At 59.8% G+C, this 15447-nt stretch carries 18 protein-coding genes; 9 read left to right on the top strand and 9 right to left on the bottom strand.

Features of this window, described 5'->3' with window-relative positions; all coding sequences use genetic code 11:
* Positions 1-10 precede the first annotated feature (10 nt).
* On the bottom strand, positions 11-1276 hold the full coding sequence (locus J2T09_RS18075; RefSeq protein WP_306837197.1) for a DUF3422 family protein: 1266 nt from the start codon (positions 1274-1276) through the stop codon (positions 11-13).
* 217 nt (positions 1277-1493) lie between these two features.
* Here J2T09_RS18075 and J2T09_RS18070 point away from each other — a divergent pair, with 217 nt between their 5' ends.
* The gene (locus J2T09_RS18070) at positions 1494-2063 is read left to right on the top strand and encodes a transglycosylase SLT domain-containing protein (RefSeq protein WP_306837434.1); all 570 of its coding nucleotides are present in this window, start codon (positions 1494-1496) and stop codon (positions 2061-2063) included.
* 18 nt (positions 2064-2081) lie between these two features.
* On the opposite strand, the gene J2T09_RS18065 is transcribed toward J2T09_RS18070, so the two are convergent.
* From J2T09_RS18065 to galE, 6 genes are all read right to left on the bottom strand, one after another.
* Entirely contained in the window at positions 2082-2501 is a 420-nt protein-coding gene (locus tag J2T09_RS18065) for a L,D-transpeptidase (protein WP_306837195.1), read from the bottom strand.
* A 249-nt stretch (positions 2502-2750) separates the two neighbouring features.
* Positions 2751-3365: an alpha/beta hydrolase gene (locus J2T09_RS18060; protein WP_306837194.1), complete on the bottom strand. Its 615-nt coding sequence runs from the start codon at positions 3363-3365 to the stop codon at positions 2751-2753.
* A gap of 63 nt (positions 3366-3428) precedes the next feature.
* Positions 3429-4361: a VOC family protein gene (locus J2T09_RS18055; protein WP_306837192.1), complete on the bottom strand. Its 933-nt coding sequence runs from the start codon at positions 4359-4361 to the stop codon at positions 3429-3431.
* A 146-nt stretch (positions 4362-4507) separates the two neighbouring features.
* Positions 4508-5200 carry a uracil-DNA glycosylase gene (gene ung, locus J2T09_RS18050; protein ID WP_306837190.1) on the bottom strand — a complete coding sequence of 231 codons (693 nt, stop codon included), beginning with the start codon at positions 5198-5200 and terminating at the stop codon, positions 4508-4510.
* 11 nt (positions 5201-5211) lie between these two features.
* Positions 5212-5607 carry a VOC family protein gene (locus J2T09_RS18045; protein ID WP_306837188.1) on the bottom strand — a complete coding sequence of 132 codons (396 nt, stop codon included), beginning with the start codon at positions 5605-5607 and terminating at the stop codon, positions 5212-5214.
* 13 nt (positions 5608-5620) lie between these two features.
* Positions 5621-6610 (bottom strand): UDP-glucose 4-epimerase GalE, encoded by a 990-nt coding sequence (gene galE / locus J2T09_RS18040; protein ID WP_306837186.1) that lies wholly within the window; start codon positions 6608-6610, stop codon positions 5621-5623.
* Positions 6611-6774: 164 nt separating this feature from the next.
* Between galE and J2T09_RS18035 the strand changes: the two genes are divergently transcribed.
* Genes J2T09_RS18035 through hutX form a run of 3 tightly spaced genes read left to right on the top strand, consistent with a single transcriptional unit; the run spans position 6775 to position 8045 of the window.
* On the top strand, positions 6775-7137 hold the full coding sequence (locus tag J2T09_RS18035; protein ID WP_306837184.1) for a YbaN family protein: 363 nt from the start codon (positions 6775-6777) through the stop codon (positions 7135-7137).
* 27 nt (positions 7138-7164) lie between these two features.
* Positions 7165-7509, top strand: a complete 345-nt coding sequence (locus J2T09_RS18030) for an antibiotic biosynthesis monooxygenase family protein (protein WP_306837182.1) — start codon at positions 7165-7167, stop codon at positions 7507-7509.
* 11 nt (positions 7510-7520) lie between these two features.
* Positions 7521-8045 carry a heme utilization cystosolic carrier protein HutX gene (gene hutX, locus J2T09_RS18025; protein ID WP_306837180.1) on the top strand — a complete coding sequence of 175 codons (525 nt, stop codon included), beginning with the start codon at positions 7521-7523 and terminating at the stop codon, positions 8043-8045.
* A gap of 47 nt (positions 8046-8092) precedes the next feature.
* Here hutX and J2T09_RS18020 read toward each other — a convergent pair whose 3' ends face one another.
* Together J2T09_RS18020 and J2T09_RS18015 are read right to left on the bottom strand one after the other, a co-directional pair.
* Positions 8093-8323, bottom strand: coding sequence for a hypothetical protein (locus J2T09_RS18020; RefSeq protein ID WP_306837178.1), 231 nt, complete (start codon positions 8321-8323; stop codon positions 8093-8095).
* A 67-nt stretch (positions 8324-8390) separates the two neighbouring features.
* Complete coding sequence (locus J2T09_RS18015) at positions 8391-8576, bottom strand: DUF3008 family protein (protein WP_306837176.1); 186 nt, start codon at positions 8574-8576, stop codon at positions 8391-8393.
* Between the two features lie 161 nt (positions 8577-8737).
* Between J2T09_RS18015 and J2T09_RS18010 the strand changes: the two genes are divergently transcribed.
* From J2T09_RS18010 to treY, 5 genes are all read left to right on the top strand, one after another.
* Positions 8738-8956 carry a hypothetical protein gene (locus J2T09_RS18010; protein WP_306837448.1) on the top strand — a complete coding sequence of 73 codons (219 nt, stop codon included), beginning with the start codon at positions 8738-8740 and terminating at the stop codon, positions 8954-8956.
* 213 nt (positions 8957-9169) lie between these two features.
* The gene (locus tag J2T09_RS18005) at positions 9170-9958 is read left to right on the top strand and encodes a nucleotidyltransferase family protein (protein WP_306837430.1); all 789 of its coding nucleotides are present in this window, start codon (positions 9170-9172) and stop codon (positions 9956-9958) included.
* 74 nt (positions 9959-10032) lie between these two features.
* Complete coding sequence (locus J2T09_RS18000; protein WP_306837428.1) at positions 10033-10734, top strand: metallophosphoesterase family protein; 702 nt, start codon at positions 10033-10035, stop codon at positions 10732-10734.
* Positions 10735-10824: 90 nt separating this feature from the next.
* Positions 10825-12648, top strand: coding sequence for a malto-oligosyltrehalose trehalohydrolase (gene treZ, locus J2T09_RS17995; protein WP_306837174.1), 1824 nt, complete (start codon positions 10825-10827; stop codon positions 12646-12648).
* A complete protein-coding gene (gene treY / locus J2T09_RS17990; protein WP_306837172.1) occupies positions 12648-15329 on the top strand; it encodes a malto-oligosyltrehalose synthase in 2682 nt (893 codons plus the stop codon). Before treZ ends, treY begins: the two co-directional genes overlap by 1 nt.
* The last annotated feature ends 118 nt before the right edge of the window (positions 15330-15447 follow it).

The following is a 15447-nucleotide window of genomic DNA, read 5'->3' as shown; positions in this document are numbered from 1 at the left end:
CGAAAAAACCTCAGTCGCTGTGCTTGTTGCGAATATGCCGGACGGTCAGCCAGATGCCGAGCACCACGAACGGAACGGCAGCGCCCGTCAATGTTTCCGGCGCGATATGGACGCCGAGATTATGCGCGAATTTTGCCAGATATCCCACAAGACCGATAACGTAATAGGAGATCGCCGCAACCGAAAGACCTTCGACGGTCTGCTGCAGGCGCAGTTGCAGATGCGCCCGCTTGTCCATCGAGGCGAGGATCTCGGTGTTGAACTTTTGCAGATCGACATCGATCCAGCTGCGCAGCAAAGCCGTGGCGCGCGTCAGCTTGCGTGACAGGTTCGCCTGACGCTCCTCCACCGACTGACAGGTGCGCATGGCCGGCGCCAGACGGCGTTGCAGAAAACCACCCAGCGTTTCAGAACCGGGCACGGCCTTTTCACCAAGCGTCGAAACACGGTCGAGCACGATATTATTGTAAGCGCGGCTGGCACCGAAACGATAAAGGCTGAAGGCCGCATTGGCCTCGAGTTCGGCCGCAAGTGCCGTGATCTCGGCCAGCATCGCATCCGCTTCGCTGCGGGCATGCTGTTTCATGCGCTGGGTGATGGCCGTGAACCGCGCCTCGATCTGGCGGATTTCCGGCGACAGGTTTTGCGCCAGTGGCAGGCCCATCATGGCCAGCGTGCGGTAGGTCTCGATATCGAGAATACGTTGGGCGAGCATGCCGCGCGCGGCTTCCGTCATGCCGTGATCGAGGACAAGAAATTTCGTCAGCCCGTCGCCATCCTGACGGAAATCGGTCACGATCGTGGCCTGCCCGTCCGCCACGACGCTTTGACAGAGGCTGGTCTGGTCGAAACCGGCGATCACTTCCGACATGTCCTCGTTGGCGGGACGGATTTCGATGCGCACGCCCGAGATGAACGGACCGGGCGCCGCAAACCGCGCGCCAAAAGGGTTGACCGGAATTTCGGCACCAAATGTGGCCGGTGCCGGCGTATCCCAGAAATAGGTCGAGAATTCCGTATGCCGCTCCCAGCGCAGCGTGCCGCTGCCCCAGGTCATCGTGTGGTGGCTGGTATCGGCAGCCGGTGCCGGCACGCCCTGCCCCAGAGAAAGCTCGGCCAGAATGGCATGGTCGGAAGCGAAATTGGCCTCGGTCAGAAAAGCGACCTGAAAGATGACGCGCGGCAGGCCCACAAGCGTATGCGGCCGTGAATGGATTTCGCCGAGCGCACGCGCCCGAACGTCTGCGACCGGAAACGAAAAACTGCGCTTCGACATCAAGATATTCCCCGGCCAGCCCCAGTGGCCGGCCCTTTGACTTGGCTATTATCAAATCGGGTGTGCAGCGCGAGATGACGCTTTGCCGCAGAAAATGACATTTTTTGAGTCATCACGGATCCGCGATCTCAACAGCCAAATCGCTTCCGGGCCGGATGCGTAAACTTTTCATTAAATTTTAGGGAGCATCACTTTTCACATGACCCGAGTTTCTGCGATGCGTATTGCGTTTTTCATCGCGCTTTTGGCTCTGACCGGTTGCGCCAGTGCGCCGAGCCGGATCAACAATGCCTGCGCCATTTTCGAACAAAGAGACGGCCTGTTCAACAACTGGGCCCGAGACGCAAAACGCGTCGAGCAGGAATTCGGCGTGCCCGTTCCTGTGCTGATGGCGACGATCTATGTCGAATCCAGCTTCCAGCCCTATGCCAAGCCGCGCCGCAAATATGTGCTCGGCGTCATTCCATGGGGCCGCATATCGTCTGCCTATGGTTATGCGCAGGCGCTGGACGGCACCTGGAAGACATACCAGAAGGATACCGGCCGCTGGAGCGCTCGCCGCAGCAATTTCGGCGATGCCATCCATTTCGTCGGCTGGTATCACAAGCGCAGCGTCAGGCTGAACGGCATCTCGCCAACGGACAGCCGCAATCTCTACCTCGCCTATTATGCCGGGCACCGCGGATATGAGCGCGGCCAGTTTACCACGGCGATCCGTGGTGCGGCCCAAAAATCCGCCAACATGGCGCAGCGTTACGAAGCACAGCTGCGCCAATGCGGTTATTGATCAGAGGCTATCAGCCACTCAGTGGCTGACCTTGATCCGCGTATTGGCGAGCCCGTAACGGTGCGTCAGCGCGTAAAAGGCCGCTGCGTTTTCCGGGTGCAGGCGAATGCAGCCATGCGAGGCAGGACGGCCGAGCCGTTTTGTCTCATAGGTCGCATGCACCGCATAACCGCCGTTATAAAACACCGCGTAGGGCATCGGCGCGTTGTTGTATTTGCGCGAGCGATGGTTTTTCGACAGCCATTTTGCCGTCCACTTGCCCTTCGGCGTGACAAACCCCTTGCGGCCGGTCGAAACCTTCCACTGATACCGAACGGCGCCATTCTCCGTCACCGTCATGGTCTGGCTAGACAGACTGACATTGGCAACGACGGCAGCCGCGGCCGGCTGAACGGTCATGAACAGGGCGGCAACCACCCCCAAAGCGACGATACGCATAAATTTCCCTCTCACTAGAAAAACGGAGCCCGCCACACCGCCCGTGAGAGAAGTAAGCTGAAAATTCGCCCGCTACGCAAATGAAAACCGGGGCACTTCGCGCAAAAACGTGAAACTGTTCTTAACAAACAAGAACAGTATTGCATTTATGCAGCACAAAACTCCGATCACCCAGTAAAAATACGGGAATATCTACCCTGCGGCTTGCGGAGAGAATGGAGCGCCGCCAAGCAGCGCGCCATTTTCGCATCATGCCCCGTAAGGCGCCAGAAACCGCTTCACCGCCTCGATCTCGTTCGGCCGAATTTCGTGGCTGCCGGGATGCCATTCCAGCGTCACGTCGTCACCTTGCTTTCGAAGATACTCGGCAAGCCCATTGGTGAGCGGCACCGGGCAGATCGGATCGCGTTCGCCGGCGGTGATCAGCACGCGGGCCTTTTCCTCCCCCACCCTCGCCTTCGGCTGGAACGGGATCAGCGGATGCATCAACACGCCGGCATCAAACAGGCCGGGCTGTTCGACCATGATATTGGCAAGGATGTTGGCGCCATTGGAAAAGCCCAGCCCGATGACATCGGATGCGCCGTATTTCTCCCTGTTAGCGGCAACGAACTCGCCCATCTTCGCGGTCGCGCGTGCCAGATCGGCCAGATCGTAAACACCCTCGGCCGTGCGGCGAAAGAAGCGGGGCGCACCGTGTTCGGAGACATCGCCGAGCGGCGAGATCACCGTTGCCACCGGAAGAAGCCGACTGCCGAAATCGAAGAACTGGTTCTCGTCGCCGCCTGTGCCGTGGAAAACGAACAGGATCGGTGCACCCGGCGCGCCGGCGCGGGCACGGTGCAGGTAACTGTCAGCACTCATCGTAAAAATCCTTGTCGAAGAGAAAAGCGAGCCACCGGGTAGGCCGGTGGCCCACGAAAGAGTTCAGCCTTCCAGCGGCTCCAGATGTTCTTCCAGTGCCTTGCGCAGATGCGCATGCTGGCTTGGCAGCTTCAGTGCCTCGCCGAGATGGGCGGTGTCCTCGTCGCGATCGAAACCGGGTTCGTTGGTGGCGATTTCGAACAGGACACCACCCGGCGTGCGGAAATAGATCGCCCAGAAATAATCGCGGTCGATGACAGGCGTGACCTGATACCCGGTATCCATCAGCGCCTTGCGCACTTCGAGCTGCTTTTCGCGGTTTTCGACCGCAAAGGCGATGTGGTGAACGGAACCGGCACCGAGACGGGCATTGGAAATGTTCGGCATGGTTTCGATGTCGATGAAATCGGCACCATTGCCGCCCGGCATGCCCAGACGCAGCACGCCATCCTTCTTGTCCACCTTTTCATAACCCATGAACTTCAGAAGCTCGGCAGTGCCACCTTCGTCACGCAGACGCAGCGAGGCGGAATGAAAACCACGGATCGCTTCATCCGTGCCGACGCCATTGCCGGTCCACTGCGCACGGGTATCGTCCTTCACTTCCACCAGCGCAAAACCGTCGCCATCTGGACCGGCAAAATGCAGGCGCTTTTCGCCGAACGCTTCGTCGGCCTTCAGGCCCTCGGCGCCGGACTTGGTCAGGCGGTCGCTCCAGTAACCGAGCGAACCCTGCGGCACGGAAAATACGGTGGAGCCGACTTCGCCGGTGCCCTGACGACCACGAGCGATATGCGGGAACGGAAAATAGGTCATCACCGAGCCGGGCGTGCCGACCTCGTCACCGTAATAGAGATGATAGACGTCGGGCGCATCGAAATTCACGGTCTTCTTGACGCGGCGCAGACCGAGCGTGTCGGTGAAGAACTTGTTGTTGGTGCGGGCGCTGCCAGCCATCGAGGTGACGTGGTGAAGCCCTTTGATCTGGTCGAGCATGATTGTCTTCCCTTCTGCGGCTTCGCTTGAGCCGCGTTTGATGAAGGGAAGATGGTTGATCGATCGCAGTTTGGATAGACGACCGGCCCCGAACGCATTGTTCGATAAATGAAGACGGAAAAGATCCGTCGTTCACCGATGCAGCATCACACGCTTTCTGGTAACTGCCAGTCCACCGGGTCCTTGCCGATCGATTGCAGATACTCGTTCGTCCTGGAAAACGGCCGCGAGCCGAGAAAACCGTTATGCGCAGAGAGCGGAGACGGATGCGCCGATTTCAGCACCAGATGGCGCTCCTGATCGACAAAGGCCGCTTTCTTCTGGGCATAGTTGCCCCAGAGGATGAAGACCACGCCATCGCATTCGTCATTGACGGTGCGGATGACGGCATCGGTGAATTTTTCCCAGCCCTGCCCCTGATGGGCGGCGGCCTTGCCTTCTTCCACCGTCAGCACGCTGTTGAGCAGCAGCACGCCCTGCTCCGCCCAGTGTTCGAGAAAGCCGTGTTTTGCAGGCGCGATGCCAAGATCGGCCTGCATCTCCTTGTAAATATTGACAAGTGACGGTGGCGTGCGCACGCCCGGCTGTACGGAAAAGCACAAGCCATGCGCCTGCCCCGCCCCGTGATACGGGTCCTGACCGAGGATGACGACTTTCACCTCATCGAGCGGCGTCAGGTCGAGAGCGCGAAAATATTCCGCGCCTTTTGGAAAGATATGTTTTCCTGCCTGCTTTTCCGCCACGAGAAACTGCTTGAGGCTGGCCATATACGGGCTGGAAAACTCCTCCTCGAGCGCAAGTTTCCACGTCTCTTCGAGCTTGATATCCCCGTCCGCCATGACCAGTCCTTTTACTTGAAACGTCCGCCGCGCTGAATGACTTCGGTCTTATAACCATCCGGATCGGTGACGAAGAAGAATTTTGCAAAAGGCTTGCCGTCATGCGGCATTTCCACCAGCTTGCCGACGGTGAGGCCGAGATCGGTGAAGCGCTGGTATTCCGCCTCAAGATCCTCCACCGTCACGGCCAGATGGCCATAACCATTGCCGAGATCATAGGCTTCCGACTTGCCGTCATTGACGGTCAGTTCCAGTTCGAAACCGGTTTCCGGGTTGGAGAGGTAGATCAGCGTAAAACCATCGAAGGGCACGCGCTCGGCAATCTTCAGCCCAAACGCCTTGTCGTAAAAATCGACCGACCGCGCCTCTTCGAGTACGCGGATCATCGAATGCACCAGTTTTGCCATCGGCAACTGCCCCTCAGCTCAAAATGTGGTTGCTGCGCGAATGCCAGTCCCAGGCGGACCGGATGATATCGTCCAGCGTATATTGCGGCTCCCAGCCGAGCACGGCCTTGGCCTTGTCATTGTTGGCAACCAGCGTGGTGGAATCACCATCACGACGTCCGACATATTCCACCGGAAACGGTTTGCCGGAAACAGCCGAAATGGCGCCGAGCAGTTCTTTCACCGTCGTGCCGGTGCCTGTCCCCAGATTAAGCTCGACGGTCTCGCCACCGGCCAGCAGGTAATCCACCGCCCGCACATGTGCATCGGCGAGATCCAGCACATGGATATAGTCGCGCACACAGGTGCCGTCGCGGGTGTCATAGTCGTCGCCGAACACTTTAAAACCCTGGCGGCGGCCGAGTGCGGCCTCGATGGCAAGCGGGATGGCATGGGTTTCCGGCGTATGCCATTCACCGATCCGGCCTTCGAAATCGGCACCGGCGGCGTTGAAATAGCGCAGCATGACCGACTTCAAACCCTTGTAGGTGCCATAGTCCTTGAGTGCCTGCTCGACGATAAATTTCGTGCGGCCATAAGGGTTTATCGGCGCCTGTTTGTGCGTTTCATCCATCGGCACACTGTCCGGCAGGCCATAGGTCGCGCAGGTCGAGGAGAAGACAAAGGCCTTCACGCCCGCATCCATGGCGGCGGAAAGCAGCGTCAACGCTCCGATGACATTGTTGTCGTAAAAGGCGACCGGGTTCTTGACCGATTCCCCCACCTCGATCAGCGCCGCGAAATGCAAGACGGCATCCGGCTTGTGCTTGGCGAACACCTCGTCGAGGCGCGCGCGGTCGCGGATATCGCCCTGTTCGAGCGGCCCCCATTTGACGAATTCGGAATGGCCATTGGAGAGATTGTCGAAGACAACAGGCTCGTAACCCCTTTCCGCCAGAAGCAGGCAGTTGTGCGAACCGATATAGCCGGCACCGCCGACCACGAGCACTTTCTTCTTCGACATCGACACCTCGCGTTTTCCGTTAGCAGTGTTGCAGCGCAATATAGCGAGCAAGACTCAATTATCCAGAGTGCGCCCCCTTCAACAAAAGTGGAGATTTGCGGAAAGGAATTGCGACCTTTGATGCAAGCGCCTATCGTCGCGGCGATTGGCAACTGGATTCTGGAATGCGCATCGTTTTTCTCTGTCTTGGGTGGTTTTTCGTTGCGCTCGGCGTAATCGGGGCCTTTCTGCCGGTCATGCCGACCACGCCCTTTCTGCTGCTTGCCGTCGCCTGTTTCACCCGTTCGTCGCCGCGCATGAAGGCATGGCTTTTGAACCACAAGACTTTCGGCCCGCCGCTGCGCAACTGGCAGGAGCACGGCGGCATTTCGCGTCGCGCAAAAATCATGGCCATCTGTCTGATGGCGGCCAGCTATGCGGCGTTCTGGTTCGGCAGCCATCCGGCGCCGTGGCTGGCCGTGCTGGTCGCCGCCATCATGCTCGGTTCGTCCGCCTTCATCATCACCCGGCCGGATGGCCGCACCTGACAAAACAATCAATAGAGGAGATCACCAATGTATATCGCCATGAACCGTTTTCGCGTCGTCCCCGGTTTTGAAGAGACCTTCGAAGAGATCTGGAGAAACCGCGAGCGTCACCTCTCCACCCTGCCCGGTTATCTCGAATTTCACATGCTGAAGGGCCCGAAGGCGGAAGACCATACGCTGTATGCCTCGCACACCGTCTGGGAGAGCCAGGAGCATTTTGTCGCCTGGACGAAGTCGGAACAGTTCCGCGCCGCCCATGCCAATGCCGGCGCCAATCGTGGCAAGGTCGAATATCTCTCCGGCCCGCATTTCGAAGGTTTCGAAGTGATCATCCACGAAGACAAGAACGGCCAGCGCGCCGACGCGGCGTGAGGGTTTCAGCCATGGATGTCACCGCTGAAAACAGTGCCGACCGCCGCACCCGTGCGACGGCGGCGCTTGGCGAAAAACCCGATGGCGTGGTCGAGGCTATTGCCGCCAACGCTCAGGTAACGCCTGCGGAAATCCTCGAAATCCTGCCGGAAGGGGCGGCCGTCATCGCGGCAAAGGACGAATTCGCAGCGATCTGGACCGACCTCACTACATGGGGGAAAGTCCTATTCATCGTCCATACCGACGATATCGTGTTGGAAGCCGAAGGCACCTTGCCGGAGGGTTCGGAAGGCCATGGCTGGTTCAACATCCATGGCGACAGCCCGATCGGCGGTCACATCAAAAACGACAATTGCGCCTCGGTAACCTTCGTCGATCGCGCTTTCCACGGGCGCCGCTCATGTTCCGTCTGGTTCATGAACGCCAAGGGATCGGCGATGTTCAAGGTGTTTGTCCGCCGCGATGAAAACCGCGAACTGATCGGCGAACAGCTGCAAAAATTCGAGGCATTGCGCAACAGCTATAAAACGCGCTGAGAAAACTCCGCCCGGTTCGGCGAACCTTCAGAACCGGGCGGGCTAAATCACATCGCAGGCACCCATTTCCAAAGCACGGCCTCGCGCCGTTCCGGGTAATATTTGAACTCGCATTCGAACCGGCGACCATAATCCGCAGCCGCCTTGAGGGCTGCCTCGCTTGGCGGGTTCATGCCGGTGCCGGGCGCAAACCAGTCTTCCAGAAGATCATCGGGAATATAGATCCCCACCCTCAGCGGCAGCATGTCGAGCGTTCGGCTAAGTTCGTCCGGCGGCATCGCGTTCTCCTTCGAAAATTTAAAGGTCACATGATCTGCTGCCGGAGACTACCGGATCAGGCCGCGTTCAGGAAGGGCGATGCTCGGGCTTGCCCTTGTGTTTGGTCGAGGCGAGGTCCTTCAACTCCTTCTCCGTCATGGATTTTTCCATGCTTTTCGAAGCGCCTTTCAGGTCCTTCTTTTTGGTTTCACCGCGCTTGGCGGAAAGAGCCGCGCCGGCGGCCTTCTGTTGTGCTTTCGAAACTGCGGGCATTTTTTGAACTCCCTTTTCGTCGGGCGCCACTCGCACCGTAAAACCCAACCGGCATAGGGGTGCGGAAGTTCCAAAAATCGGTGACAACTGGTGCATGGCGTGGAACCGCAGCCAGTTTCCGCGGGTTGTTCTGTCGAACGCAAACCCGAAAGGCCATCACCATGGACAACCACGACAAAGCCAAGGAACTCGACCAGTCGATCGAACAGGAACAGCTCGACACCACCAATCCCGACGCATTGCGCGAGGCAGCAAGGCTCGGCACGATTGATACGTTTCTGGTGAAATCCGACCTTGAAGATATCGATCAGCGCGAGGGGCAGGATGGCGAAGACGGTCGCCCCAGCCCACTGGCCAATGCCGATAATCCTGAGAAGTGAATTCCTGCCTTGCGCCGCCCTCCGGGAACCGGGGAGCGGCCGGGCGGTTGTCCCGCGCAAAAAATCTGGAGGAAACGCATGAACGCCCAAAAGAAGGCAGTGCAGGATCAGGCGCTGGCAGATATTCGCAACACCGCAGCGGCAACGGCGCGAAAGCCCGATCCACGACGGGCAGAAACCAGACCTTCGGCCGATGCAAGTGCCGGCAACGCCATGAGCATCGAGGCCAAGGCTTCCCCGACACTCGCAGACGCGGAAGCGGAAGCTTTTGCGGCCGAAGTGATCGATGAACTGGTTGCCTGCCACATCCCGTTTCTTGTCGCCGGCACGTTTGCGGTCAGCGCCTATACCGGCATTTCGCGCCCCACCAAGGATCTCGACGTCTTCTGCAAGGCAGGAGATTACGCCCGCATCCTTGCCCATTTCAAATCCAAGGGTTTTGAAGTGGAGGTCGAGGACGACCGCTGGCTCGGCAAGGTTAAACGCGGCAAACATTTTCTCGATGTCATCTTTGCCGGCTCCAACGGCACGATGCCGATCGGCGATCTCTGGCTGGACAATGCCCGCCAGATGGAAATGCACGGCCACAATGTCCGCGTCATCGCGCCGACCGAACTGATCTGGTCGAAATGTTTCGTTCAGCTTCGCCACCGTTATGACGGCGCTGATGTCGTGCATGTCATCCTGAAAGCCCATGACCAGATCGATTGGGAACGCCTGCTCGGCCATATGGAAGTGCATTGGGAAGTGCTGCTCATCCACCTCCTGAATTTTCGGTGGATCTACCCGACCGAGCGAGACAAGGTACCGGAATGGCTGATGGACGAGCTGCTCGACCGCCTCGCCGCCCAGCGCCAGCTGCCGCCACCACAGATGAAGATTTGTCGTGGCCGCATGTTCTCACGCATCGATTTCGACATCGACGTCAAGGAATGGGGTTTTGCCGATGTGGGCGGCGAAGGCGAACTGCGCGACGAAACCCAGGAAGGAGCACTGCTGTGACCGACGATGCTATTCACCAGAGCGCCAACAATCCGCCGCAGGATCTGCCCGAGGCGGAACCTGCCCACAAGCCGTTGCGCATCGCCGCCGTCGCCGACCTGCATGTGAAGGAAAACGGCAGCCAGTCCTACAAGGAGCTGTTTGCGGAAATCTCTTCCAAGGCCGACGTGCTGGTGATGGCCGGAGATCTCACCGATCTCGGCAAGCCGAAAGAAGCTGAACTGCTGGCCTCCGACCTGCGCAGCTGCACCATCCCGGTCGTAGGTGTGCTCGGCAACCATGATTACGAATGCGGCTCGGTCGATGAGGTGAAGGATATTCTCAAAGATGCCGGCATGCATCTTTTGGAAGGTCAGGCGGTGGAAATTGGCGGCGTCGGTTTTGCCGGCGTCAAAGGGTTTGCCGGCGGTTTTGGCCGGCACATGCTCGGCTCGTTCGGTGAACCGGCGATCAAGGCCATGGTGGCGGAAAGCGTGGAGGAATCCATGCGGCTGGAAAATGCGCTCCGACAGGTGCGCTCACACCGCGCCATGGTCGTGCTGCATTACGCCCCGATCCCCGAAACCGTGGCGGGCGAGCCGGAAGCGATATACCCATTCCTCGGCTCGTCACGGCTGGCGGAAACCATCGACCGTTTCCCGGTCTCGGCCGTCGTACACGGCCATGCCCATCGCGGCACCTACGCGGGCAAGACCCCCGGCGGAGCGCCGGTCTATAATGTCGCCGCCCATATCGAAAAGCCGACCGGCCGGCCTTATGCGCTGTTAGAATTGTAGACTGTAATTTTTTAGCGATCGGCCCGGACAAGCGGAACCTCGGGGCCGATCCGCCGTTGAGGGCATCGATGATCACATCGGGGATTTTTGATGCCAACTGCCGACATCACGACCGAATTCCGAACCTTTCCAAAGACATGGGGCGCCGAATATGTCGCCGCCGGAGAAGTGCGTTTTCGCCTCTGGGCACCCGGCCAGAAGGAGGTGCAATTGCGCCTGAATGGCGAGGATACGCCGATGACCGCGAGCCGTGACGGCTGGTTCGAAATCCTCGCAACCGGCGTCGAACCCGGCGCCGAATACCAGTTCGTTCTGGACGACGGCCTTGCCATCGCCGACCCCGCCTCGCGCGCCCAGAACGGTGATGTGCACGGCCCTTCCCTCGTCATCGACCCCACCGATTACCCATGGAAACAGACCGCATGGGCCGGCCGCCCATGGGAAGAAGCGGTGATCTACGAGCTGCATATCGGCACATTCACCGCAGATGGCACATTCCGCTCCGCCATCGAGCGCCTGCCCTATCTAGCAAAACTCGGTATCACCGCTGTGGAAGTCATGCCCATCGCCCAGTTCGGCGGCAACAGAGGCTGGGGTTATGATGGCGTTCTGCTTTACGCCCCGCATAGCGCCTATGGCCCGCCGGAGGATTTCAAGGCTTTTGTCGATGCCGCCCACGAACACGGGCTGATGGTTCTGCTCGACGTCGTCTACAATCACTTCGGTCCGGACGGAAATTACCTGCCGGCCTGCGCGCCCGAATTTTTCCATCCCGACACGCCCACCCCATGGGGCGCGGCCATCGCTTATGACAAACCGGCCGTGCGTAGCTTCTTTATCGAAAACGCGCTCTACTGGCTTGAGGAATTCAACCTCGACGGCCTGCGTTTCGATGCAGTCGACCAGATCCGCGACGACAGCGAAAAACACTTTCTGATCGAGGTCGCGGAAAAGATCCGCGCCGAAAATCCCGGTCGCCACATTCACCTCACCACCGAGGATAATCGCAACATCACGTCCCTGCACGAACGCGGCGAGGATGGCGCGGTGCCGCACCATACCGGCGAATGGAACGACGATTTTCATAACGTCATCCATGTCATCGCCACCCGCGAGACCGACGCCTATTACAAGGATTTTGCGAAAGACCCGCACACACATCTGGCCCGCGTTCTGGCCGAGGGTTTTGCGCATCAGGGCGAAGTGGCGGCCTCAACGGGCAAAAAGCGCGGAGCCAAAAGCACCCACCAGCCGCCGACGACATTTGTCGATTTCATCCAGAACCACGATCAGGTCGGCAACCGCGCGCTCGGCGAGCGCCTGCTGACTTTGGCCGGCGAAGACAGGGTGAAGGCCCTCATGACCGTGCTCCTGCTCTCCCCGCATATCCCGCTTCTGTTCATGGGCGAGGAATTCGGCGAGGACCGCCCGTTTCTGTTCTTCACGGATTTCCACGGTGATCTCGCCAAAATCGTGCGCGAAGGCCGCCGCAAGGAATTTGCCGGCCATGCCGGTTTCCGAGACGGCGAAGGCGATACATCCGACATCCCCGACCCCAATGCGAAAAAGACGTTTGATGCCTGCAAGCTCGATTGGGAGAAGCTCGAAACCGAGACCGGCCGCAACTGGACGGACTTCGTCCGCCATCTGCTGGCGTTGAGACAGGAACAGATCGTGCCGTTGCTGGGCGAGGCGCGCGGTCATGCCGGCAAGGTCTTGAGCGTCGAAGGCGGCACGATCGCCGTCAGCTGGAAGCTCGGCAGGGCCACGCTTTCGATGGCCGCCAACCTTTCCGACACGGCAACATCCCGGCCGAAACTCGAAGGCTCAATCATCCACCAGACAAACGACACCGGAGACGGAAACCTGCCGCCATGGAGCGTCCTGGTCACGATCGCGGAGGGCAAAAACTGATGGCACTCCCCACCTCCACCTATCGCCTGCAATTCCGCAACGGCATGACCTTTGAGCGCGCCGTCGAGCTGGTTCCCTACCTGAAGACCCTCGGCATCAGCCACCTCTATGCCTCGCCGATCTTCACCGCCACCAGCGGCTCCACCCACGGTTATGACGTCACCGACGCCAACGAGATCGACCCTTCGCTCGGCGGTCGCGAAGGTTTCGACAAACTGTCGGCAGCGCTCAGGAAAGCCGGCCTCGGTCTGATCCTCGATATCGTGCCGAACCACATGGCCGCCTCGCTGGAGAACCCGTGGTGGCGCGACATCATCGAATGGGGCGAAGGCAGCGTTCACGCCGGCCATTTCGACGTGGACTGGACACGCCCCCTCACCCTGCCTTTCCTCGGTGACGATTTTGACACTGTCATATCGGACCTTTCCATCACGGCGGATGCTGAGGCGGGCTGCCTGGCGCTCGCCTATTACGACAGCCGTTATCCACTTCATCCGAACACCTATGCGACCGTACTTGAAGGCATCGACCTGCCGATCGCAAAGGAGATTGCGGCCAGCGCCGCCAAAGCCATGCCGCAGGATGCCGACGCCTTTCACACCGCGATCCGTGCAGCGCTTTCGAGCGGAGCGGATACAGGTTTCAGCCCCACGGAAACGATGGCGCTCGCCGAAGCTCTCGAAAAATTCTCTAACGATCCCGATAACCTGCGGAAATTGCATCAACTTCAGCCGTGGCGCCTGACCTCTTGGCGCACGGCGGCGAACAATCTCAGCTATCGCCGTTTCTTCGAAATCACCGGCCTTGCAGGTCTGCGTGTCGAAGACGAAGCCATGTTCGACGATGCCCATCGCCTCGTTCTTGATCTCGTGCGCGATGGCACGGTCGACGGCCTGCGCATCGACCATGTCGACGGCCTTGCCGACCCCAAATCCTATCTCGACCGGCTGCGCCAGAAAATCGGACCGGACACCTATCTCGTCATCGAAAAAATCCTCGGTGACGGCGAGACGGTTGCCGCCGACTGGCCGGTCGCCGGCACGACCGGTTACGAGTTCATCTCGGAACTGACCGACGTGATGATCGACAATGCCGGGCTGAAGGCGCTTTACCACGCCTATGATCGCCTGCGCGGTCGCCCCACCCACATCACCTCGGAGTTGCGCGATGCCAAGGGGTTGATGTTCGACGTCAATTTTGCCGGCGAGGTATCCACCCTGCTGCGGCTGGCCACCGAGATCCGCGAAGCCGGAGGTGGAGACACGATCTCCCCCGCGACGATGCGAACAGCACTCCGGGAAATTCTGCTGACATTTCCGGTCTACCGCACCTATGGCACGGCGGACGGCCTGCCGGAGGCGGACAGGACACTGCTTTCCGAGGTGCTGGAGACGGTGCGCGAAGGCAAACGCGCGGATGCAGATACGCTCGCCTTTATCGAGCGGTTGATCGTCGGCGATGTTGCCAAAACCGTGGCGGACAAGGCCACGGATTTCCGTATCCGACTGCAACAGCTGAGCGGGCCGCTGACGGCGAAATCGATCGAGGACACGCTTTTCTTCCGCATCAACCCGCTGATCGCCTTGAACGAGGTCGGCAGCGAACCTTTTGTCCGCGATCACGACCTCAAACATTTTCACGCCGCCATGCAGGCGCGGCTGAAAGCCCAGCCGAACGGCCTCTCCTGCAGTTCCACCCATGACACCAAACGTGGCGAGGATTCACGCGCGCGCCTGCTGGCGCTCACCGAAGCGCCGGATGTGTTTGCCGAAGCGGTGAACCGCTGGCGGGGCCTGAACGCCGCCGCCATCCATTCGCTGCCGGAAGGTGCCGCACCGGAACCGGCTCTCGAATGGATGCTCTACCAGTCGCTTGCCGGCGTCTGGCCGCCGGAACTGACGATCAAGGATGCGGATGGCATCGAGGCGCTTTCGAAACGTTTCCTGACCTTCGTGGAAAAGGCGCTGCGCGAGGCAAAACTCCACACCAATTGGGGCGATCCGAACGAGGCCTATGAAAAGGTGGTGGCGGATTATGTCCGCGCCCTGTTCGGCAACCGCCTCTTCCTGTCCGATTTCATCGCCACCATGCAGCCCTTCTGGTGGGCGGGTGCGGTCAACGGCATTACCCAGACGCTGATCAAGCTGGTGGCCCCCGGCATTCCCGATATCTATCAGGGCAGCGAAACGCTGGACTTGAGCCTTGTCGACCCCGACAACCGGCGTGAGCCGGATTTCGAACGGTTGGCGAAACAGCTCTCCGCCGCCACGCATCTGCCCGTCACCGACGAGGATTGGCTGAACGGCGCCGTCAAACAGCAGGTGATTGCCCGCGCGCTGCGGCTGCGGCAGGACAAGCCGATGCTCTTCAATGAAGGCGGCTATATTCCCCTTATCGGTTCCGGCAAACGCGGACGCAACGTCGTCAGTTTTGCCCGCACCGACGACCGGGATGCGGTGTTGCTGATCGCTCCCCGCCTGGTGCTTGGTGCGTTCGCGGAACACCCCTCGCCCGCCGCAATGGATGGCTGGGACGAGACCACCCTGACGCTGCAGGCAGGCCTCTGCAACCGCCGTTACCGCGATGTGTTTTCCGGCCGCATCATCACAGCCGGCGAAAAGCTGGCGGTCGCCGACGCACTCGCCGGCCAGCATTTCACGCTTCTGGTCGCCGAGGGATAACCTCGGCGCCTTTCGTCAGCCCACACGCAAACAGGGCGCCGATCCAGCCGATCGGCGCCCTGTTTGATTCCGTGCCCTTAACTTTCGATGTCAGGCGATGCCGACGAAGGACAGGACG

The organism is Neorhizobium huautlense, from assembly GCF_030811685.1.
GTDB lineage: Bacteria > Pseudomonadota > Alphaproteobacteria > Rhizobiales > Rhizobiaceae > Neorhizobium > Neorhizobium huautlense_A.
Note: the sequence above shows the minus strand (reverse complement) of the source record. Positions and strands in the feature narration are given on the sequence as shown.

What these genes read in the sequence shown, in the direction of transcription:
- J2T09_RS18075 (WP_306837197.1), bottom strand. Translation starts at nt 1,276, where the DNA reads ATGTCGAAGCGCAGTTTTTCGTTTCCGGTCGCAGACGTTCGGGCGCGT.
- J2T09_RS18070 (WP_306837434.1), top strand. Translation starts at nt 1,494, where the DNA reads ATGCGTATTGCGTTTTTCATCGCGCTTTTGGCTCTGACCGGTTGCGCC.
- J2T09_RS18065 (WP_306837195.1), bottom strand. Translation starts at nt 2,501, where the DNA reads ATGCGTATCGTCGCTTTGGGGGTGGTTGCCGCCCTGTTCATGACCGTT.
- J2T09_RS18060 (WP_306837194.1), bottom strand. Translation starts at nt 3,365, where the DNA reads ATGAGTGCTGACAGTTACCTGCACCGTGCCCGCGCCGGCGCGCCGGGT.
- J2T09_RS18055 (WP_306837192.1), bottom strand. Translation starts at nt 4,361, where the DNA reads ATGCTCGACCAGATCAAAGGGCTTCACCACGTCACCTCGATGGCTGGC.
- ung (WP_306837190.1), bottom strand. Translation starts at nt 5,200, where the DNA reads ATGGCGGACGGGGATATCAAGCTCGAAGAGACGTGGAAACTTGCGCTC.
- J2T09_RS18045 (WP_306837188.1), bottom strand. Translation starts at nt 5,607, where the DNA reads ATGGCAAAACTGGTGCATTCGATGATCCGCGTACTCGAAGAGGCGCGG.
- galE (WP_306837186.1), bottom strand. Translation starts at nt 6,610, where the DNA reads ATGTCGAAGAAGAAAGTGCTCGTGGTCGGCGGTGCCGGCTATATCGGT.
- J2T09_RS18035 (WP_306837184.1), top strand. Translation starts at nt 6,775, where the DNA reads ATGCGCATCGTTTTTCTCTGTCTTGGGTGGTTTTTCGTTGCGCTCGGC.
- J2T09_RS18030 (WP_306837182.1), top strand. Translation starts at nt 7,165, where the DNA reads ATGTATATCGCCATGAACCGTTTTCGCGTCGTCCCCGGTTTTGAAGAG.
- hutX (WP_306837180.1), top strand. Translation starts at nt 7,521, where the DNA reads ATGGATGTCACCGCTGAAAACAGTGCCGACCGCCGCACCCGTGCGACG.
- J2T09_RS18020 (WP_306837178.1), bottom strand. Translation starts at nt 8,323, where the DNA reads ATGCCGCCGGACGAACTTAGCCGAACGCTCGACATGCTGCCGCTGAGG.
- J2T09_RS18015 (WP_306837176.1), bottom strand. Translation starts at nt 8,576, where the DNA reads ATGCCCGCAGTTTCGAAAGCACAACAGAAGGCCGCCGGCGCGGCTCTT.
- J2T09_RS18010 (WP_306837448.1), top strand. Translation starts at nt 8,738, where the DNA reads ATGGACAACCACGACAAAGCCAAGGAACTCGACCAGTCGATCGAACAG.
- J2T09_RS18005 (WP_306837430.1), top strand. Translation starts at nt 9,170, where the DNA reads ATGAGCATCGAGGCCAAGGCTTCCCCGACACTCGCAGACGCGGAAGCG.
- treZ (WP_306837174.1), top strand. Translation starts at nt 10,825, where the DNA reads ATGCCAACTGCCGACATCACGACCGAATTCCGAACCTTTCCAAAGACA.
- treY (WP_306837172.1), top strand. Translation starts at nt 12,648, where the DNA reads ATGGCACTCCCCACCTCCACCTATCGCCTGCAATTCCGCAACGGCATG.